The 18,544-nt window shown below is 61.6% G+C and carries 21 protein-coding genes and 2 pseudogenes; 19 read left to right on the top strand and 4 right to left on the bottom strand.

Annotated elements, in window-relative coordinates:
* Positions 1-88: 88 nt before the first annotated feature.
* The 5 genes and pseudogenes from EHF44_RS16505 to EHF44_RS28980 all read left to right on the top strand — a co-directional run bounded on the left by EHF44_RS16505 (position 89) and on the right by EHF44_RS28980 (position 9,106).
* A complete protein-coding gene (locus EHF44_RS16505) occupies positions 89-7,555 on the top strand; it encodes a beta strand repeat-containing protein (protein WP_253699905.1) in 7,467 nt (2,488 codons plus the stop codon).
* Positions 7,552-7,902, top strand: a complete 351-nt coding sequence (locus EHF44_RS29055; RefSeq protein ID WP_437340300.1) for a DUF6984 family protein — start codon at positions 7,552-7,554, stop codon at positions 7,900-7,902. Before EHF44_RS16505 ends, EHF44_RS29055 begins: the two co-directional genes overlap by 4 nt.
* A gap of 173 nt (positions 7,903-8,075) precedes the next feature.
* On the top strand, positions 8,076-8,594 hold the full coding sequence (locus EHF44_RS16495; protein WP_124684642.1) for a hypothetical protein: 519 nt from the start codon (positions 8,076-8,078) through the stop codon (positions 8,592-8,594).
* A 12-nt stretch (positions 8,595-8,606) separates the two neighbouring features.
* Positions 8,607-8,888: pseudogene (locus tag EHF44_RS28985) on the top strand (DUF6883 domain-containing protein); the annotation flags it as partial.
* A gap of 8 nt (positions 8,889-8,896) precedes the next feature.
* On the top strand, positions 8,897-9,106 hold the full coding sequence (locus tag EHF44_RS28980) for a DUF4926 domain-containing protein (RefSeq protein ID WP_124684641.1): 210 nt from the start codon (positions 8,897-8,899) through the stop codon (positions 9,104-9,106).
* Between the two features lie 47 nt (positions 9,107-9,153).
* On the opposite strand, the gene EHF44_RS16485 is transcribed toward EHF44_RS28980, so the two are convergent.
* On the bottom strand, positions 9,154-9,375 hold the full coding sequence (locus EHF44_RS16485; protein ID WP_172965991.1) for a hypothetical protein: 222 nt from the start codon (positions 9,373-9,375) through the stop codon (positions 9,154-9,156).
* Positions 9,376-9,409: 34 nt separating this feature from the next.
* Here EHF44_RS16485 and EHF44_RS28560 point away from each other — a divergent pair, with 34 nt between their 5' ends.
* The 4 genes from EHF44_RS28560 to EHF44_RS16465 all read left to right on the top strand — a co-directional run bounded on the left by EHF44_RS28560 (position 9,410) and on the right by EHF44_RS16465 (position 12,872).
* A complete protein-coding gene (locus EHF44_RS28560) occupies positions 9,410-11,089 on the top strand; it encodes a DUF637 domain-containing protein (protein ID WP_253699903.1) in 1,680 nt (559 codons plus the stop codon).
* Positions 11,086-11,451, top strand: coding sequence for a DUF7674 family protein (locus EHF44_RS16475; RefSeq protein WP_124684626.1), 366 nt, complete (start codon positions 11,086-11,088; stop codon positions 11,449-11,451). The genes EHF44_RS28560 and EHF44_RS16475 overlap by 4 nt, the downstream gene beginning before the upstream one ends.
* A gap of 336 nt (positions 11,452-11,787) precedes the next feature.
* Positions 11,788-12,564, top strand: coding sequence for an EndoU domain-containing protein (locus tag EHF44_RS16470; RefSeq protein ID WP_124684639.1), 777 nt, complete (start codon positions 11,788-11,790; stop codon positions 12,562-12,564).
* Positions 12,561-12,872, top strand: coding sequence for a hypothetical protein (locus EHF44_RS16465; protein WP_124684638.1), 312 nt, complete (start codon positions 12,561-12,563; stop codon positions 12,870-12,872). Before EHF44_RS16470 ends, EHF44_RS16465 begins: the two co-directional genes overlap by 4 nt.
* Before the next feature lie 69 nt (positions 12,873-12,941).
* Here EHF44_RS16465 and EHF44_RS16460 read toward each other — a convergent pair whose 3' ends face one another.
* Entirely contained in the window at positions 12,942-13,211 is a 270-nt protein-coding gene (locus EHF44_RS16460) for a hypothetical protein (protein WP_124684637.1), read from the bottom strand.
* Between the two features lie 25 nt (positions 13,212-13,236).
* On the opposite strand from EHF44_RS16460, the pseudogene EHF44_RS16455 reads away from it, so the two are divergent.
* The 4 genes and pseudogenes from EHF44_RS16455 to EHF44_RS29050 form a co-directional block, all read left to right on the top strand.
* Positions 13,237-13,554, top strand: a pseudogene (locus EHF44_RS16455) (hypothetical protein); the annotation flags it as partial.
* Positions 13,555-13,642: 88 nt separating this feature from the next.
* Positions 13,643-14,065, top strand: a complete 423-nt coding sequence (locus EHF44_RS16450) for a hypothetical protein (protein ID WP_124684635.1) — start codon at positions 13,643-13,645, stop codon at positions 14,063-14,065.
* Positions 14,066-14,163: 98 nt separating this feature from the next.
* Positions 14,164-14,376: a hypothetical protein gene (locus EHF44_RS16445; protein ID WP_124684634.1), complete on the top strand. Its 213-nt coding sequence runs from the start codon at positions 14,164-14,166 to the stop codon at positions 14,374-14,376.
* A 69-nt stretch (positions 14,377-14,445) separates the two neighbouring features.
* Positions 14,446-14,562 carry a DUF7660 family protein gene (locus EHF44_RS29050; protein WP_437340299.1) on the top strand — a complete coding sequence of 39 codons (117 nt, stop codon included), beginning with the start codon at positions 14,446-14,448 and terminating at the stop codon, positions 14,560-14,562.
* Between the two features lie 91 nt (positions 14,563-14,653).
* Here EHF44_RS29050 and EHF44_RS29045 read toward each other — a convergent pair whose 3' ends face one another.
* Positions 14,654-14,812, bottom strand: coding sequence for a DUF7660 family protein (locus EHF44_RS29045; protein ID WP_437340298.1), 159 nt, complete (start codon positions 14,810-14,812; stop codon positions 14,654-14,656).
* Positions 14,813-14,829: 17 nt separating this feature from the next.
* Here EHF44_RS29045 and EHF44_RS16440 point away from each other — a divergent pair, with 17 nt between their 5' ends.
* From EHF44_RS16440 to EHF44_RS28975, 6 genes are all read left to right on the top strand, one after another.
* Positions 14,830-15,090 (top strand): MafI family immunity protein, encoded by a 261-nt coding sequence (locus EHF44_RS16440; RefSeq protein ID WP_124684633.1) that lies wholly within the window; start codon positions 14,830-14,832, stop codon positions 15,088-15,090.
* Between the two features lie 570 nt (positions 15,091-15,660).
* The gene (locus tag EHF44_RS16435; RefSeq protein WP_124684632.1) at positions 15,661-15,891 is read left to right on the top strand and encodes a hypothetical protein; all 231 of its coding nucleotides are present in this window, start codon (positions 15,661-15,663) and stop codon (positions 15,889-15,891) included.
* A 501-nt stretch (positions 15,892-16,392) separates the two neighbouring features.
* On the top strand, positions 16,393-16,743 hold the full coding sequence (locus tag EHF44_RS29040; protein ID WP_437340297.1) for a DUF6984 family protein: 351 nt from the start codon (positions 16,393-16,395) through the stop codon (positions 16,741-16,743).
* A 129-nt stretch (positions 16,744-16,872) separates the two neighbouring features.
* On the top strand, positions 16,873-17,280 hold the full coding sequence (locus tag EHF44_RS16425; RefSeq protein ID WP_124684631.1) for a hypothetical protein: 408 nt from the start codon (positions 16,873-16,875) through the stop codon (positions 17,278-17,280).
* Positions 17,281-17,662: 382 nt separating this feature from the next.
* A complete protein-coding gene (locus EHF44_RS16420; RefSeq protein ID WP_124684630.1) occupies positions 17,663-17,953 on the top strand; it encodes a hypothetical protein in 291 nt (96 codons plus the stop codon).
* On the top strand, positions 17,953-18,150 hold the full coding sequence (locus tag EHF44_RS28975) for a DUF4926 domain-containing protein (RefSeq protein WP_124684629.1): 198 nt from the start codon (positions 17,953-17,955) through the stop codon (positions 18,148-18,150). The genes EHF44_RS16420 and EHF44_RS28975 overlap by 1 nt, the downstream gene beginning before the upstream one ends.
* Positions 18,151-18,198: 48 nt before the next feature.
* On the opposite strand, the gene EHF44_RS16410 is transcribed toward EHF44_RS28975, so the two are convergent.
* Positions 18,199-18,468 carry a hypothetical protein gene (locus tag EHF44_RS16410; protein ID WP_124684628.1) on the bottom strand — a complete coding sequence of 90 codons (270 nt, stop codon included), beginning with the start codon at positions 18,466-18,468 and terminating at the stop codon, positions 18,199-18,201.
* Positions 18,469-18,544 lie beyond the last annotated feature (76 nt).

Here is an 18,544-nt window from a genome sequence, read left to right as displayed (position 1 = left end):
CTCGTTCTCCCCTTCCTGTCTTCGACGGCATGCCCGCAGGGCACGCCGGTTGACGACCTCCGACTGAAGCACGCTGTTCAGCCATTCCATGCATCGCGACCGCCCGGCCACGCTGTACCCCGTTCCCTCGTCCAACGCTTCCGCCACCGACGTCTCGCTGGCCGACCGCGGCCGTCGCAGCCTCGTCGCGCGCGCCTTGTCGACGTTGCTCGCCATCACAATGTGGGTGGGCCCGATGTCGATCACGCTGCAGCAGTCCAGGCAGGCGGCTGGGGTCATTGCGGCGGGCGTTACGCCGGTCGACGGCCTGGCGACCCATGTGGGCGCGGTGCGGCAGGGGCTGCTCAGTTGGGCGATGGCCCGCCTGCCCGTCGTGGTGAGCTTCGGCCCCGCCGAGGCCGCCGCGGCACCCGTGGTCGACCCCAACGCGCCGATCCGGTTTACGCCGGCAATCACCGCAACGACGGGCCCCGGTGCGCCGGCCGGCGGCGTGCCGGTCGTGGGGATTACCACGCCGAACGCACAGGGCGTCTCGCTGAACCAGTACCGGTCCTTCGTCGTCGACCCCATCGGGCTGATCCTGAACAACAGCGTCACCGGCGGCGGCGCCTTCCTGGGCGGACAGGTGGCCGGCAACGCCAATCTCGCGGCGTCGGGCCCCGCGCGGCTGATCGTCAACCAGGTCACCAGCAGTGCGCCGGCGCAGATCAACGGCATGGTCGAGGTCTTCGGCGCGCAGGCCGGCGTGGTGATTGCCGCGCCCGGCGGCATCTATACGAGTGGCGCGGGCTTTACCAATACTTCGCAGGTCACGCTGACGACGGGCACGCCGCAGTGGTTGTCGGCTTCGGGGGCGTCCACGAGCTTCGATGCCGCGGCGACGGCGGGCTTTCTGGTGGAAGGCGGCCGCATCCAGATCGGCAACCCCACGCCGGGCGCGTCGAGCACGGGCATCGAGGGTAGCGTCGGCAGCATCAGCCTGATCGCGGAATCGATCGGTGTCGACGCCGCGATCAACGCCGGGCGACAGATCAACCTGATCGCTGGCCGGCAACTGGTCAGGCCCGATGGCGACGGATTGGCGACGAGCCCGGCTGGCGCCAATACGGCCGCGGTGAACACCACGGCGGCCAACGGGCTGGCCATCGACGCCACCGCATTCGGCGCGATGAATGCCGGGCAGATCCACATTGTCAGCACCGCCGCTGGCGTGGGCGTGCGCGCGGACGGCAATCTGGCCGCGTCGGCTGGTGGCCTGACAATCGACGCCGCGGGGAACCTGAGGATCGGCAGCAGCTACGCCAAGCAAGAGGTTGCGCTGAAGGCGGGCGGCGCGCTGGAGGCGGCGGGCAATGGCATCGGCGAGGCGGGTTACACGGTCAATGCCCAGGGCGACGTGGCGCTGGGCGGCACGCTGGAATCGGGGCGCGGCTTGACGGTGACGTCGGCAGAAGGCGCGATCCAGGGCGCCGGCGGCGTCAGGGCGCAGCAGGCGGTGGCGCTGGACGCCGCAACCCATGTCGACGTCGGCGGCGCGGTCAACGGTGCCACGATCTCGGTCAAGGCGGCTGGGCAGGGCGGCAGCGGCGATATCCGGCTCGGCGGCGACGTCACCTCGCCGGGAACCATCGCCCTGCAGGCCGCGCGCGACACGGTGATCGACGGCAGCGCGGTGTCGGCAGGCGACCTGAACCTTGCGTCCCAGCGCAACCTGACGATCCGGGGCGCGGCGGGCAGCACCACGGGCAACGTCTCGCTTGTCGGCGTGGATGGCAGCGTGACGACATCGGGCAACGTCGTGTCGCCCGGCACGCTCAGCGTGAAGGCCGGGACCGACGTCCAACTCGGTGGGCAGGTGGTGGCCGATGGCGCGCTTGACGTGACGGCGCAGACCGGCAGCATCGCAACGAGCGGGCAGATCGGCAGCAATGCGGGCATGACGTTGCGTGCAGCGCGGGACGTGACGATCGGCGGCCAGGCGCAGAGCGCCGGCGATGCCGCCATCACGGCGACCCAAGGCAACGTCGCCGTCAACGGCGCGATGATCGCCAACGGCAACGCCACGGTTTCGGCGGGTGGCAATGCAGTGGTGTCGGGCAGCCTGTCGAGCGGCGCCAATGCGAACGTGACGGCTGCCACGGGGTCGGCCACGATCAGCGGTGCGCTGACGAGCCTGGGCAACGCCGGCGTTTCGGCGGCGCAGGACGCCACGTTGTCCGGCAGCACGATGACGGGCGGCAATCTTGGCGTTTCGGCGGGACGCACGCTCCAGGTGGGCGACCTGACGTGGGTTGGCAAGGACGCCACGCTGCGCGGCGGCGATGTGGCGATCGGCGCGCCAGCGGGCAAGCAGAACGCCATCAACGGCACGCTCGACGCCGCTGCCACGCGCGGCCTGACGATGACCGGCGACACCACCGCGACGAACATCACCCTGAGCGGCGCCACGGTGAACAATGCCGGCGGCACGGTTGCCGTACAGCGGTTGCAGGTGTCGGCAGGGTCGCTGACCAATGCGGGCACGCTGGCTGGCAGCACGGTGAAACTCGACGCCGCGAACCTGACCAACCGGGGCGTGCTGGGCGGGCAGACCGTCAACATCACCGTCGCCAATGCCTTCGACAACGCGGCGGGCCTGCTGTCCGGCGCACAGAGCCTGACGGTGTCGACGGGCGCGCTCGCCAGCAATCAGGGCGGCACGATTTTCGCGGGCGACCTGAGCGGCCAGAATCCGCTGGCCGGCAATCTCGTGATGTCGGTGCTTGGCGGCGATGGCAGCTTCAACAACGTCGGCGGGCAGTTGCTGGCTGGCAATGACCTGACGTTGCACGCGTGGAACCAGGTGTTCGATCCATCCGCGGCGGCCATGGGAAAGATCGATGCCAACGGTACGGTGACGCTCGGTGCGCTGGCGATCCACAACACGGGCACCTGGACCGTCCCCGGCGGAAGCGTCGTGCTCGATGCGAGACAGGGCATCAGCAATAGCGGCACCATCCAGAAAGCCGGCGATCTGTCGCTGGCGACCGGCGGGGCGCTGACCAACACGGGGCAGATCGTGGGCGGGAGCAACGTGTCGCTGTCGGCGGGCAACCTGACCAACACCGGCACCCTGCACGCCAACGCCGACCTGGCGCTGGATGGCAATGTCACGAACCGCGGGGTCGCGGAGGCCCTGGGCAACATCGCGATCACCGGCAGCCACTACGACAACACCGGCGCCAAGACGCAGGCCAACGGCAGCCTGAAGATCGACATCGACGGCACCGTCACCAACACGGGCGGGGTGCTCGGCGCCATCGGTGACCTGCATATTGCCGCAGGCGCCGTGGTCAACGACCGCGCGGGGCCCGTGGATGCGGGAAGCACGACGGGCAAGGTGAACAACGACGCGCTGCTGGCCTCGACGGTCATCGGCAGCTATGCGCCGTGGGTGTTCGGCAACACCTTCTGGCCCAGGCCCGGGGTGCCGGTCAATCTCACGCTCGGCGATATTCGCAAGACGGCCGACGGCAAGGGCATCGCGCCCGAACTGGGCTGGCAGCCGTACTCACCAGGTGGCGACGCCGGCATCACCTACCTGCAGATGTGGCAGCTCGTCGACGCGACCAGCCGGTACCCGGTGAACGGCGCAGGCACGACGCTGGCGCTGCCGACCGTGGACCGTACGGTGGTCAAGCAGACCGATGGGACTGCCGGCCAGATCATCGCGGGCGGCAATCTCGACATCGCCGCGTCGACCCTGTCCAACAAGGGTGGCGTCATCTCGGCGGCGCGCGACGTCACGCTCGATGTCGGCAGTCTCGACAACGGCCGCTCGGCAACGCTGGTGAATGGCGTGACAGACGCCGTCAACCAGGCGGAGTTTGCTGCGCTGCTGGCCAGCCTGAAGGATCTGGCCCAGAACGTGCCCAACAGTCAGCTGCGCAACGAGAACAACAAGCTGCTGTTCGGCACCATCCCGCCGCCCTGTATGGCCGACAGCTGCGGTGCGGCGCCGATCACTGCGGCACCGGTGAACGTCGGGCTGGACAGCAACAATGCGGCAGTGGCGGCGCCCACGCAGTCGTCGACCACTTACCAGCTGGGCAAGGCCGGGCAGATCACCTCGGGCGGCAACCTGGCGCTGAACGGCACCGGCGATCTGACCAACGCTGGCGATATCGCGGCGGCCGGCAATATCCGGATCACCACGCCGGGCACGTTCACCAACCAGGGCGTGCACGAGGTCAACGTCAGCACGGTGCAGGGCTGCGTGCCCGGCGCAGACTGTCCGGACGACAGCAGTCCCACGGTGCAGTCGGTGGTGTGGAAGCAGACGCCCAGCACGGTGGCTGCCGGCAACGCCCTCACGATCAACGCCGGCGGTGTGCAGAACCTCAGCGCGACGCTGGCGGCGCAGGGCAGGGTGGATATCACGGCGGGTGGCACGGTGACCAACGAGGCCGGCGCCATCCAGTCCGTCGCCGGGGACGTGGCGATCACGGCCGCGTCGCTCGTCAATACGTCGCTGGACCCGGTGCAACTGCACAAGAGCTACGGCGGCCAGAATCCGCCCTATGCCGGCGGCTGCAATCCGGGTGGCACCTATGGCAACAGCCAGTGCGCGGCCAAGGAGGATGCGGCGACGGGCCCAGCCGGCGTCATCAGCGGCGCGCGCGACGTCACCATCGAGACGGAATCGCTGGACAACCACGGCGCGTTGATCAGCGGCGGCCGGGACGTCAGCATCCGCGCCAGCGGCGGCGTGGACAATACGGCCATCGCACTGAACGCCGACTGGATCGGCCGCTGGCAGGAAGACCGCAGCGGCGGCGACCGCTGGCACGACACCGGCGGCCGCGCGGCCATCGGCAACATCGCGTCGGGCATCCGGGCGGGCAACACGCTGTCGGTCAGCGCGGGCGGGCAGATCGTCAACACCGGCAACCTGATGGGGGCTGCCGTGGATCTGACCGGCGCCTCGATGGTCAACGGCATCACCAGTCCGGACCAGCCGACGCCCGGCAACGCCGCGCCACGCCAGGTGATTCCGCTCGGGCCCATGCCCGTGCCAGCCGGATCGCTGCCGGCCACGACCCCGGCCGCCGACCCGACCCAACCGTGGCAGTTCACCCCGGTGATCGTCGCCACGCCGGGCGCGCCGACGACCGGCTCCACCCCGACGGTGGACTGGCATTTCAGCGCCAGGCCGGACGGCACACCAATTTCGACGCCAACCGGCCAGGATGATCGCGCCCGGTACGTCAGCCCGAACCCGGCGACGGGCGTCCTGGCGGGCGTGACGCCGGACAGCCTGATCGGGCAGCTCCCGCCGGCACTGCGCCCGGGGAACGTGACGTTCTACTACGACCCGTACACCGAAGGCCAGAAGCTGCAGCAGGCTGCGCTGGCGCAGACCGGGCAGGACAGCTTCATCAATGGCCTGGCGTGGGACAGCCAGAACAACCTGTCGGTCGCGGACCAGGAAAAACTGGCGCTCTACAAGAACGCGGCGGACTACGCGAAGGCGCACCACATCGCGCTGGGCACGGCCCTGAGCGATGACCAGGTGAAGGCGCTGGACGCGCCGATGCTCTGGTACGTGGAGCAGGCCGTGCCGGATCCCCGATGCACGGCGGCGAGCACGATCTGTCCGCCGGTCAAGGCGCTGGTGCCGCAGGTGTACCTGCCGGAAGGCTACGCCCAGGCCCTGGCGGCGCCCACGGGCGGCACCATCAGCGGCGAGACCATCAGGCTGACGGTCGACGGCCAGCTACGCAACAGCGGACAGGTCATTGCCACCGACACGCTGGCGGTCAAGGCGGGCAGCCTGGACCTGAGCCCGAACGTGGTGTCGATCGGCACCAATGCCTACAAGGCACAGGGCGGCTGGAACGTTGTTACCGGCACCGTGGTGCAACCGGGCGGCTTCCTGTCGGCGATGCATATGGAGATCGAGGCGGACAGCATCCGCGCGATCAACGACGCGTTCCGCATCACACGCCCGGACGGGTCGGTGGACGAGGAAGCCAGCGCGGCACTGGTGGCCCAGCTCAAGGAAAGCCTGGGCCTGGACTACACCGAAGGCACAGTCGCCGACGACATCCACACGCGGTTCATCAAGGAAAAGAAGGGCTTCGGCGTCATCGGCCAGATCGTGGCGATGGTGGCGGCGGTGGCGATCTCGATTGTCACGGCGGGGGCGGGGGCTGCCCTGATGGGCGTGGCCGTGGCACAGATGACGGCGATGCAGGCAGCGGCCGTGGCCATGGTGTCGGGCACGTTGTCCAGCATGGTGAGCCAGGTAATTACCACCGGTTCGCTGAACATCGGCGCTGCGTTGAAGGCCGGTGCGATCTCCGGCCTGACGGCTGGACTGACGCATGGCGCGCTAGGCGCGCTGGGGCTCGACAAGGCTGGCATCGGCAGCATTGGCGACAACATCGCGCAGGGAAACTGGACCCAGGCGGCAGGGCAGCTGGGCAGCTATGCCCAGGCAAGCGTTGTCCGCTCGGCGATCAGCGCCGGGATTACGACGGTCGCATACGGCGGCAGCTTCGGCCAGGCATTTGCGGGCGGACTGGTGAGGGATGCCGCAGCGCTCGCGGCGAACGCGGCCGGGGTGAAGTTGCCGGGAATCGGGTCGGAGGGGGCGACGACGAACAGCATCATCGCCAACGCGGCAGCCCACGCGTTGATCGGCTGCGCGGCGCAGGGGCTGACGGGTGGGGATTGTGCGGGTGGGGCGGTTGGCGGGGCGGCGAGTGCGATTGCGGCGCCGTTGATTCGGGATGGGATCTACGCCGACAGCCCGGTGCTGAACTACAGCGATGACCCGGTGCGTCAGGCGGTGACGGTGGGGTTGGCGACGCTGATCGGCGGGGCGACCGGCGCGCTGCTCGGCCGCGATGCCACCTCGGCATCGCTCGCAGCGCAGAATGAGGCGCTGAACAATGCGACTTCGACGGGACCGGCACGCGGCATTGCGAATCGTGAAAATGCGCGGCTGACTAAGCTGTGCGAGCCAAATTGCACGCAGGAGGACTTCAACCGCATCGATACCCAGGTGCGGCAGGTGGAGGCAGCGGCGACGCTCGCTCGGTTGAACAATCTCACGCCGGAACAGGCACTGAAGCTGGGCGACATGTTGACCAGCTTGCTTCCTCTCTACGGCACCCCGGCAGCACTCTATCAAGCCGTCACAGGTCAAGGCCTGAGCGGCCAGCCGCTGGGCACGGCGGAGCGCTGGCTGATGAGCATTGCTGGCGTACTCCCAGTGGCCGGGGTAGCCTATAGCAAGATCAGTGAGTTTATAGCGACAAAGGGGGCCGCTGCCACTGCCGAGATAATCTTCAAGACAGCGCACTATGCGTCGCGTCTTGACGCGGCTGGTGTGAACATTGCTCGGGCTGAGGCAGCCGTGGTGAAGGAAGTCAACGCCATGCGCGGCAACATGGCCGCGAATGCAGACGTCGTTGGTCGTCTGATTGTCGATGGCGTGAAGGTTGAATATCGGGCGCGGCTGCTGCCGAATGGCACGGTAAATGTCGGAACGCTCTTTCCAGTGAAATGAACATGCGCCCACTAACTACCGAAGAGAGAAAGCTCATAGCCGGCTTCGCTTCTAAGCTTGAGGAAGCTGAGCGGATACAGCTCCTCAAGGATCTGAGGAATTCCTCAGCAATTCCGGCCAGCTCTGATGGATCTAGAGTCATGTTTGAAATCGCAGGTTACAAGCGGCCCATGTATCGTGGACAGCATCCGTTTGGCGTTGAAGGAAGAATGCTTGACAGTGACGGCGTCGAAGTATCTGTCCTGCTCCATGCTGATGAGAACGGACGTTTGCTTGAACTGGAACTCATACGTTGGGACTCAAATGATCTTCTCGGGCCGCGTTGGGAAACGCTTCGGCTGCAGTAATTTCTTGCAGGAAAGGAGCATGGCGGCGACCCAAGTATGAAATAACGATCCAACTGTAACGCTACTGGGCTGCGCGGCCCAGAGCCTGGACGGGGGGCGATTGCGCGGGGCGGGGCGGCATCGCTATTGCCGCGCCGTTGATTCGTGACGGGCTGTATGCGGGTAGCCAGACCGTGATCGACAACTGGGATGGTACGCAGACGGTGAAGTACGAGAACACCGGCTACAACGCGGCGACCGTGGCACTGGCGACGCTGATCGGCGGTTCTGCCGGGCAATTGCTCGGCGCGAACGCAACGGCTGCGGCACTGGCGGCACAGAACGAGGCGCTGAACAACTCCACGTCCGACAAGGTGGTGAAATGGGCTAAGGAGACCTACAAAAATCCTCTTGGGGACTTGGCACGTTGGGGCAAGGAGTTTCTCGGCATGCTGCCGGGGCAGACGCCGCCGGCTGAAGCGAATCCTTTGGTGGACGCGACGAACGCTGGTAATCCGCCGGTGACGGGCGGCGCGGTAGTTACGCCGCCGACTATGGCCTGCAGCCCCACTGGCCAATGTGTCATGACTCCGCCGATAGCGTCGCCTGGAGTACCAGGGAATGCGATCCTGTCGAGTGGTACGGGTGCTAATGAAGGAGGCTCGACCGGGAGCAATCTTGAAAATGCGGGGCAAGCTGTTATAGATCCGTAGAAAGTCACTGGTTATGCTCTTGACCCGACTCATCCTGTCGGAGGAAACAAGGCGATTGTTTTTGACTCGGCATTGGGCTTCAATCAGTCGAATGCAGATCAGCTCATAAGTCAAATTCAAAAGGGGGTCACTGAGAATCCCGCAATACCTGGAAAGTCAGACCAGTTTGGCCAACGGTTTACCGTCGATATGCCGATAACGGGGCCAAATGGCAACACTGTGACTGTTCGCTCAGGTTGGATATACGATCCAGGTTCATCCACTCCTCGACTGACTACTTTGTACGTGAAGTGATCCTAGCTATGACGAACGCGAATCTATTAGACGTTGTGGTCTTGTTAGAAGACCTACCGGCTGACGGGCTTCAGGTGGGTATGAGGGGTACGGTAGTTGACATCCACCATAGCCCATGCCTTGCCTACGAAGTTGAATTCTGCGATGACCGAGGCGAGACAATTGCATTAGTTGCCTTGCTCCCGAATCAAATTGAACGAGTATGGATTCGTCGCTGAGCTACTGAGCCGGGCTACGGCCGGGTTCGTCGTTTCTGCTGGTTGCTTTACGGTTCCGACGCGGAACCGGATACCGTTTGCACGTCATCGACGACGACGTGCTCGCCCTGCAGATCGAAGCGCACGAACTGGCGCCGACCGTCGGGGAAGCGTTTCTCGACGAGCCCCTTTGGGGTGTCTGGGGTCGGGACATAGATGGGGTTGCCACGAGCGAGGTGGGCGCGTGCGGCCTCGTTGGAGATCGAGGCGGACAGCATCCGCGCGATCAACGACGCGTTCCGCATCACACGCCCGGACGGGTCGGTGGACGAGGAAGCCAGCGCGGCACTGGTGGCCCAGCTCAAGGAAAGCCTGGGCCTGGACTACACCGAAGGCACAGTCGCCGACGACATCCACACGCGGTTCATCAAGGAAAAGAAGGGCTTCGGCGTCATCGGCCAGATCGTGGCGATGGTGGCGGCGGTGGCGATCTCGATTGTCACGGCGGGGGCGGGGGCTGCCCTGATGGGCGTGGCCGTGGCACAGATGACGGCGATGCAGGCAGCGGCCGTGGCCATGGTGTCGGGCACGTTGTCCAGCATGGTGAGCCAGGTAATTACCACCGGTTCGCTGAACATCGGCGCTGCGTTGAAGGCCGGTGCGATCTCCGGCCTGACGGCTGGACTGACGCATGGCGCGCTAGGCGCGCTGGGGCTCGACAAGGCTGGCATCGGCAGCATTGGCGACAACATCGCGCAGGGAAACTGGACCCAGGCGGCAGGGCAGCTGGGCAGCTATGCCCAGGCAAGCGTTGTCCGCTCGGCGATCAGCGCCGGGATTACGACGGTCGCGTACGGCGGCAGCTTCGGGCAAGCATTTGCCGGCGGACTGGTGAGGGATGCCGCAGCGCTCGCGGCAAACGCGGCCGGGGTGAAGTTGCCGGGGATCGGGTCGGAGGGGGCGACGACGAACAGCATCATCGCCAACGCGGCAGCCCACGCGTTGATCGGCTGCGCGGCGCAGGGGCTGACGGGTGGGGATTGTGCGGGTGGGGCGGTTGGCGGGGCGGCATCGGCTATTGCGGCGCCGTTGATCCGGGATGGGATCTACGCCGACAGTGCGGTGCTGAACTACAGCGATGACCCGGTGCGTCAGGCGGTGACGGTGGGGTTGGCGACGCTGATCGGCGGTGCCACTGGGCAGTTGCTGGGGGCGAATGCCACGTCGGCGGCGCTGGCCGCGCAGAACGAGGCGCTAAATAATGCGACCTCGCGCGGTCCAGCGCGAGGCATTGCTGCACGGGAAAATGCGAGGTTGATGACCGAGTGCGGCACGGAGTGCACGCAGGAAGACTTCGTCAACATTGATAAGCAGGTTCGCGAAGTTGAACGCGTCGCCACGTTGGCGAAGTTGAATAGACTTACGCCTGAGCAGGCGATGCAATTGGCTGACTCATTGTCGAATCTGTTGCCGTACTATGGTTCAGCGGCGATGCTGTATCAGGCGGTGACGGGGCAGACGCTCAGCGGCCAGGAACTGGGGACGGCGGACCGGTGGTTGTCGGGAATTCTGGGGGCGATTCCGGCGGGCGCGGCCGCTTATGGCAAGCTCAGCGAGTTTGTAGTTACCAAGGGCCCACTTGCTAGTGGGGTACTTGCGACGTCTGGGGGAACAGCGAATGCAGCAAATGCAGCTAAGCTTGCGGACGATCTCGCATCGAAGATGGCCAAACCTATTGTCTCAGACACAAAGCTTGGCGGTTTGATCGACGACTTGTATCGTGATGGTGCGAAAATTGGCACAGGAAGCACAGCTGATGCTGTCCGTTATGAAGCCCACACCGGCAACCCTGTAGGTGGTGTGTTCCATACTCAGAAGGCACAAGACTATTCGGTTGCGCTGCAAAAATGGCTGGACTCGAATCCAAACGCGCCGTTTAACGATCGCTCCGCAGCTCAGAACGTTTTGCGAGACCTTCAGAATGCATTGAAAGGGAAATTATGAGTACTTGGCAAGAGTTCGTTACTGAACTGATCCGATGCGATGTGCTCAGTTCGGCCAGAATACAGGCCATTGAGGAGTGGGGTGAGGACATTCCCACAACCGTTCTGTTTGGAAAACTAGGCAAGGCTCTCGCCGAACATTTTGACGAACTGAATCCTGATGCACGTACCCATATTTTCCAAGTTATCGAGAGCGGCCTCATTACCAACGACGGCGCTCTCAAAGCGTTTGTGGCAACTGGCTTGCTAGAGGCGCTTTATTTACGTGCATCTACTGGGCCTGGGCGTTGGAATCGGATTAGCGACTATCTCGGCCCGCTTTCCGCGGCCTATCTGGCGGAGTGGGAAAGACTGCATCATTAGTAGAGGAACCGGATTTCGCAATCGAAAGCCACAGCCGGCGGCTAGACTTGCGCATTGGCGCGCCCATGTGGGCGCGCCTTGCTCTTTGACGAAGCCTGATTGTTCGGCCAAAAACGGCGTCTGGGGCAAAAACTCGGAAGGGAACCTGCGTCGGGGCGCTGATGGCCTGCAAAGCCAGGTTGCATAGGTTGCGGGCCGTCGCCAACGTGGGGCGCGTCGGGTGCTGGATATGGTGCCATTGGCGGCGCGGCCTCGGCCATCGCTGCGCCGTTGATTCGGGATGGGCTGTATGACGGTAGCCAAACCGTCGTAGAAAACGACGATGGCACGCAGACGGTGAAGTACGAGAACACCGGCTACAACGCGGCGACCGTGGCACTGGCGACGCTGATCGGTGGCTCTGCTGGTGCGTTGCTCGGCGCGAATGCAACGGCTGCGGCACTGGCGGCACAGAACGAGGCGCTGAACAACTCCACGTCCGACAAGGTGGTGAAATGGGTTAAGGAGACCTACAAAAATCCTCTTGGGGACTTGGCACGTTGGGGCAAGGACTTCCTCGGTATGCTACCGGGGCAGACGCCGCCGACAGAAGCCAACCCGCTGGTGGACGCCACCAACAGCGGCAACCCGCCGGCGATGGGCGGCGCGGTAATTACACCGCCAGTGGCAGCGTGTACGCCCGGTGGACCGTGCGTGATGACGCCTCCGATCGCTGCGCCGGGGGCCCCAGGCAATGCAATGCTGTCAAATGAAAATGGTGGCGAGAATGCAGAAAATAAAGCCACGAACTCTGGTGATTCTTCGCTTCTGGACCCCAAGGCTGAGAAGCATGTTCTCTACGGCGATGGTCCCAATTCCGGAGGCCACCTTGCCGGTGTTGGTAAACCAGGGAAATCAGAGTTTCTGACATCGTGGGGGCCACAAGAAGTCACCAATGCGATATTGGATATTGCCACCAACCCTCAGACGCGGTGGTCCGCATCTGACCCAAGAAATGGGTATGTGACGGGTTCGGGAACAGTCAACGGTGTCGAAATCAAGGTGGTCATTGATCCAAATAAGGGGCGCATCGTGACCGGCTACCCAACCAATTTGCCGAGGAATCCAAAATGACCACGCTGTCGAACAATGATCTGATTGAAGCCAACTTGCTGTTCGTTCTGAATGAGTTGGAGGGTCAGCCAGAGATTGCGGCCTACTACTCGACGACGACGTTATCGTATGAGGAGCAGATGGCACAAATACGCGAGTTCATTGAGCTAGCGGGGGAGTACGGTCTTGCCTATGAATACATCGGTGGCGCGCTGGAGTCCTTTCCATTCAGAGTCTCCGGAGCTGCGGCTATCAAGCTCTTGGAGGTTGGTCTGCTAATGGGCTTTAAATCGGAGCTGGATTTGGACAAGAGGTTTGACCGACGCTAGCAGGGTTGGTTACTTACCCCTGTGCGGCGAGACCCGGCTCCGGCGGGTTCGTCGTTTCTGCGGGTTGCTTTACGGTTCCGACGCGGAACCGCATACCGTTTGCACGTCATCGACGACGACGTGCTCGCCCTGCAGGTCGAAGCGCACGAACTGGCGCCGACCGTCGGGGAAGCGTTTCTCGACGAGCCCCTTGGGGGTGTCCGGCGTGGAGACGTAGATGGGATTGCCCCGAGCCAGGTGGGCGCGGGCGACCTCGTCACTGTCGTCGTTGGCCATAGCGTCGAAGAGCGCGTCCTGCTCGGCGGGCGACATCTGATCGAACGGTGTCAGCGGTGACATAGCGACGTGGGACAGTTCTCCAAGGCCGGACAGCCTGATCGGGCAGCTCCCGCCGGCACTGCGTCCGGGCAACGTGACGGACCCGTACACCGAAGGCCAGAAGCTGCAGCAGGCTGCGCTGGCCCAGACCGGGCAGGACAGCTTCATCAATGGCCTGGCGTGGGACAACCAGAACAACCTGTCGGTCGCGGACCAGGAAAAACTGGCGCTCTACAAGAACGCGGCGGACTACGCGAAGGCGCGCCACATTGCGCTGGGCACGGCCCTGACCGATGACCAAGTAAAGGCGCTGGACGCGCCGATGCTCTGGTACGTGGAACAGGCCGTGCCGGATACCCGATGCACACGTTCGACGATTTGGCTAAACTGCAGATAAAAAATAACAAGCTACCGCCTACAGGGAGTTCCGACATTCCAAGAAGGAGTAAAAAATGAAGGCAGGTCGATGTATTGAGGTGCTGAATCCTTATGATTGGATGCCGCCGTATGGCGAAAACGGTGTTTCACTCGTTAATCAAGGTTTAGATTTAGTTATTTCGATCGGATTCGATGGTCCAGAAGGTCTTCCAAATCATAAAGAATTGCTGTTCACACATGCGCCATTTTTTTGTAAGAGTTCGTTCCCTGGGCCGGGAATGCTTGTTTTGGACCCTGCCAGAACCATCGACCCCGAGCTATTGGGAGCACTCGTCGAGTATCCAGAATCTGAGGCGGCTGTCGTTTGGAGCGATCACTTCGGCGGGCTTTGGAAAATGAAACATTATAGAATAGCGTTTCTTTCCGAGAATTTGATGATCGAGGTTATCGCCAATAACGTTATATTAAGAAGTGCTGCGGAGTCGTCCAATTTGTAGAGTTTTGTTGGATTTTGTCGCGTCGCTGCCTCCAAGGGGTAATGAGCGGGGACCGCCGCCATGCCCGACGACGTGCGCAAGATGGCCAGGTAAATGAAATGAATGAAAGGTTGAAGGTGAATGAAGCCTATCGTGCGATGTTTATCTTCTTGGAGCAGTACTACGAGAGGGATGGTTGCCAAAGCGACGACATCGCAGTAATGCTGAGCGGGATGGCGCAGACGATTTGGGCTGACGGAGGTACAAACGATCCCGCTCAATGGAGCGATTGGCTAAAGGCAGTCCGCACCGCCAAGAGTGAAAACCCATGATAGATTTGCAGAACCTGGCTCCAGGCCGGTTCTTCGCTTCTGCGCGGCTGCATTACGGGCGCAGACTGTTTGTTACCTTTCAACTCGGCTGACTTTTTTGCTGCGCTGTTGAGGGACCTTGAAAGCAATCGGTCGGAGTGGGAGAACATAACGCTCGACAGCTTTTTAGAGACGATGGAAAACTGAATCCGATCGATGGATAACTATTCCGCACAGGAAGTCGGGCCGCAAGTGGGCAAATTCCCTTGATCTAGCACCGGCCCTCCAAGCCGGACATTTACTCATAGATCCTAGACGCATACAGAATATCGGCCAACGTCCTCCAACTCGGCGTAATGGGAATCTCTTGACCCGTGTTCTTATCTGAATTCGAATGGCTTAGGGGCCAAATGTGTAGTTGGGGTGACGCTGGAGCAGCTAGCGGTTGCGACAGCAAGTGGGAACCCGGCAAATATGAGCGAAATTCAAAATTTACGGCTTGTCATTGCCGAAGTACTGGATGAAGTGGCTTCTTCTTTTCCTGACGACACTGCGAAGAATGTTCAGGAGCTACTGAGCCACGGCGAGCCTGGCGTGGCATTAGAGATCTTATGTACGCAACTGGCTGAGTATGAGATCGAGGTGGCTCCTGACAGTAAGTCCCGGCTGCGGCTGGCTGCTGAGTTATTGGGCATGTCTTGGACCGCCCTTTGGGGGGCAAATAGCCCGCCATGATGTAAGTACACGGGACGAGGCCCTAGCACCGGGCGGCATGGGACTGTGCAGGCGGGGCCATTGGCGAGGCGGCGAGTGCGATCGCGGCGCCGATGATCCGGGACCAAATCTATGCAGATAGCCCGGTGCTGAACTTGGTTGTCGGGGATTCTGGGGGCAACCTGCTGGTGCGGTGGCTTACAGCAAGCTCAGCGAGTTTATAACGGTACTCCGTTACCAAAATTAGACTAGCTATGACCTATACGCACTACGCCGTTGTTAGCGAAACTTGCCCGGTTTGTAGTCAAGGCCGTGTACTTGTGGCATCGGAGGGGGCTGGGGGCGACCTATTTGTTTTCTGCGAAGACTGTGAGTCCGAATGGTGTGGGCCGCAAGATTCACGCGACGCTAGCTTAGCTACCCGAGATAAGCACCCGTTCTCGCGTTATCTCGAGCCGGAAGATTTGGTGGGCCATCAGTGGTGTGCCCGGGTGCTAAATAGGTAAATACAAGCGGTAGCGCCGAGTGAAAGATCTCGGTATGGGACCATGGGCGATATCTTGGTCGAGAGAACCTTCGGAGGAATCAAAAGTGACCGCAGATCCCGACCGTTACGCGAAGCTCGAAAAGTTACTCCGCGATGCCTTGGATAAGGTCAGCACCGTCCTGCCTGAGCGCGATAAAACGGATGTGTCCGAGTACTTGGACTATGGCGAATATGGGGTTGCGTACGAGCTACTAACCTTCGTGCTCGACAAACAGCAGATTGCGCATCCGAAAGAGTTGCGTCAAGCGGGGGGGGAGATGGGCTTGCTTGAATAAGCAGGTTTGCGAAGTTGAACGCGTCGCCACGTTGGCGAAGCTGAATAGACCTACGCCCGAGCAGGCGATGCAATTGGGCGACTCATTGTCGAATCTGTTGCCGTACTATGGTTCAGCGGCGATGCTGTACCAGGCGGTGAGGGGGTAGACCCTCAGTGGTCAGGAACTGGGGACGGCGACCGGTGGTTGTAGGGGATTACGGGAGCGATTCCGGTGGGTGCGGCGGCCTATGGCAAGCTCAGCGAGCACGGGCATTGGTGGAGGTCCAACCGGGGCGGTCTGGGCCTCAATAAAGGTGACCCAGCCAACCTATCCGGGGGCCGTCATTCCCAAGTCTTTTGAGACGTAATTGCCAAATGGGCAAAGTGTTTGCGTGCATGGCAATGCGACCTAGCATTTGGCTGAATATGCTCAGATGGTGGCTACAAACAATCCTCCAAATGTTGTCCGGCTCACGACAAACAGCAACTGGCGAGCTTTCGGAACGCTCTTTCCAGTGAAATGAACATGCGCCCACTAACTACCGAAGAGAGAAAGCTCATAGCCGGCTTCGCTTCTAAGCTTGAGGAAGCTGAGCGGACACAGCTCCTCGTGGATCTGAGGAACTCCTCAGCAATTCCGGCCAGCTCTGATGGATCTAGCGTCATTTTCGAGATCGCGGGCTACAAGCGGCCCATGTATCGTGGGCAGCATCCGTTTGGCGTTGAAGGAAGGATGCTTGACAGTGAAGGCGTCGAAGTATCCGTCATGCTCCATGCTGATGAGAACGGACGTCTGCTTGAACTGGAACTCATACGTTGGGACTCAAATAATCTTCTCGGGCCGCGTTGGGAAACGCTTCGGCTGCAGTAATGCCCTGCAGGAAAGAAGCATGGCGGCGACCCAAGTATGAGATAAGGATCCACCTGTAACCTCTGGTGTGAAAGTCGAAGGCTTCACTTCTCCACGAGTTACTGTGTACCCAATTTACCAAGGATCTAAATGAAGCTCGTATTCTCATATGCAGATGGCGGCGTTCATCCGGTCGCGGGACAAGTGTATTACTGGCGACCTATGGCGGTCGACGTGGAGGATGCTTCTCGCTATAACCGTTATGTTTGCGGCGCCCTAGGCGCGATTGCTCAGACCACCGATGACTGTGATCGTTTGTTATCCGCTTTCGATGCAGTCGAAATGGGCCAAGAGAAGATGATTGAAACAGGCGGCAATGATGTCACCTTGACAATTACTTTAAGCGGAGTCCAGATCGACATTGAGGCAAACGACAACTGGGTGGGAACGCCAGAAGGGAAGTTTAGTTTGCGGGAGTGGCGTTTGATATTGGAGGGTTGGAAACGCTTTCTTGCAATGCCAGAAAGCTTGGATTCAATTGTCGAGGTGTTGCTGTAGCCCTTTACGCCTGTAATTTCCACGTAGAGTCCGCTGAATCGTGATTGTGCGAAGGGTGCCATTGGTGGCGCGGCCAGTGCGATTGCGGCACCCCTGATCCGGGGTGCGTTATATGACGGTAGCCAGACCGTTGTGGACAACGGCGACGGCGCTCAGACGATCAAGTACGAGAACACGGTCTCCAACGCTGCGATGGTCGCTCTGGCAACACTCATTGGCGGTCTGCACCGCAGCTCGAGGCGATGTACGCTAGGAATCTTGAGAAGTACGGCGATAAGCTGGGGCCAACAGTCGACTGGCTTAGAGCCAAAGGAAAGAGCTGGGAGGAAATTAAAATTGAATCTGCAAGCTTGTCTGGCGGCAAGGATTTGGGATTCTAAGAATGGGCACAGAGGAAGCAACTATTATTCTCGGAAATGAATATGACGATGCCCTTAGAGATGCCATTCATACTGTCCTTGTAAGGAACGGTGCGGTCGGTATCGATAAGCTTTGGGGCGTTGGTGGATCCCAAGAAATTGAAAATCTGGTAGTTAGGCTCGGCATCGACTTGATAACGATCGAGGCAGAAACTTTCGTCGGCCTCACTATTGCTGGGCCGAAGGCGATTGTGGAGGATATTGCTCGACAAGTGGGGCAGATACACTCTTCTGACTGTACAAGGGAGCGTTAATGAAAATCTCAATTTACAACCGCGTGCGATATGTCGGCCGGGAGAACCCGCACGACGGACTTAGCGTGGGAGCTATCGGGTACGTTATCGAAGACTATGGCGATGGCAACTACGAAGTCGAGTTCTCCAATGCTGACGGCACAACGAGGGTACAAGCTGTGATCCAGATACGGGATCTAGAACTTGCAGAAGTGTAGCAAGGCGAACCCGGCCGGGGCAGGGTTCGTCGTTTCTGCGGTGTTGCTTTACGGCTCTGGAGAGGAGCCGGATACCGTTTGCACGTCATTGACGACGACGTGCTCGCCCTGCAGATCGAAGCGCACGAACTGTCGCCGGCCGTCGGGGAAGCGCTTCTCGACGAGCCCCTTTGGGGTGTATGGGGTCGAGACATAGATGGGGTTGCCACGAGCGAGGTGGGCGCGGGCGACCTCGTCGCTGTCGTCGTTGGTCATTGCGTCGAAGAGCGCGTCCTGCTCGGCGGGCGACATCTGATCGAACGGTGTCAGCGGTGACATAGCGACGTGGGACAGTTCTCCAAGGCCGGACAGCCTGATCGGGCAGCTCCCGCCGGCACTGCGCCCGGGCAATGTG

The sequence above is a fragment of the Cupriavidus pauculus genome (assembly GCF_003854935.1).
GTDB lineage: Bacteria > Pseudomonadota > Gammaproteobacteria > Burkholderiales > Burkholderiaceae > Cupriavidus > Cupriavidus pauculus_C.
This window is presented reverse-complemented; position numbering and strand designations above follow the sequence as displayed.

What these genes read in the sequence shown, in the direction of transcription:
- EHF44_RS29055 (WP_437340300.1), top strand. Translation starts at nt 7,552, where the DNA reads ATGAACATGCGCCCACTAACTACCGAAGAGAGAAAGCTCATAGCCGGC.
- EHF44_RS16440 (WP_124684633.1), top strand. Translation starts at nt 14,830, where the DNA reads ATGAGCGAAATTCAAAATTTACGGCTTGTCATTGCCGAAGTACTGGAT.
- EHF44_RS16445 (WP_124684634.1), top strand. Translation starts at nt 14,164, where the DNA reads ATGAATGAAAGGTTGAAGGTGAATGAAGCCTATCGTGCGATGTTTATC.
- EHF44_RS16475 (WP_124684626.1), top strand. Translation starts at nt 11,086, where the DNA reads ATGAGTACTTGGCAAGAGTTCGTTACTGAACTGATCCGATGCGATGTG.
- EHF44_RS16465 (WP_124684638.1), top strand. Translation starts at nt 12,561, where the DNA reads ATGACCACGCTGTCGAACAATGATCTGATTGAAGCCAACTTGCTGTTC.
- EHF44_RS29040 (WP_437340297.1), top strand. Translation starts at nt 16,393, where the DNA reads ATGAACATGCGCCCACTAACTACCGAAGAGAGAAAGCTCATAGCCGGC.
- EHF44_RS16460 (WP_124684637.1), bottom strand. Translation starts at nt 13,211, where the DNA reads ATGTCACCGCTGACACCGTTCGATCAGATGTCGCCCGCCGAGCAGGAC.
- EHF44_RS16505 (WP_253699905.1), top strand. Translation starts at nt 89, where the DNA reads ATGCATCGCGACCGCCCGGCCACGCTGTACCCCGTTCCCTCGTCCAAC.
- EHF44_RS16420 (WP_124684630.1), top strand. Translation starts at nt 17,663, where the DNA reads ATGGGCACAGAGGAAGCAACTATTATTCTCGGAAATGAATATGACGAT.
- EHF44_RS16425 (WP_124684631.1), top strand. Translation starts at nt 16,873, where the DNA reads ATGAAGCTCGTATTCTCATATGCAGATGGCGGCGTTCATCCGGTCGCG.
- EHF44_RS16450 (WP_124684635.1), top strand. Translation starts at nt 13,643, where the DNA reads ATGAAGGCAGGTCGATGTATTGAGGTGCTGAATCCTTATGATTGGATG.
- EHF44_RS16410 (WP_124684628.1), bottom strand. Translation starts at nt 18,468, where the DNA reads ATGTCACCGCTGACACCGTTCGATCAGATGTCGCCCGCCGAGCAGGAC.
- EHF44_RS28980 (WP_124684641.1), top strand. Translation starts at nt 8,897, where the DNA reads ATGACGAACGCGAATCTATTAGACGTTGTGGTCTTGTTAGAAGACCTA.
- EHF44_RS28975 (WP_124684629.1), top strand. Translation starts at nt 17,953, where the DNA reads ATGAAAATCTCAATTTACAACCGCGTGCGATATGTCGGCCGGGAGAAC.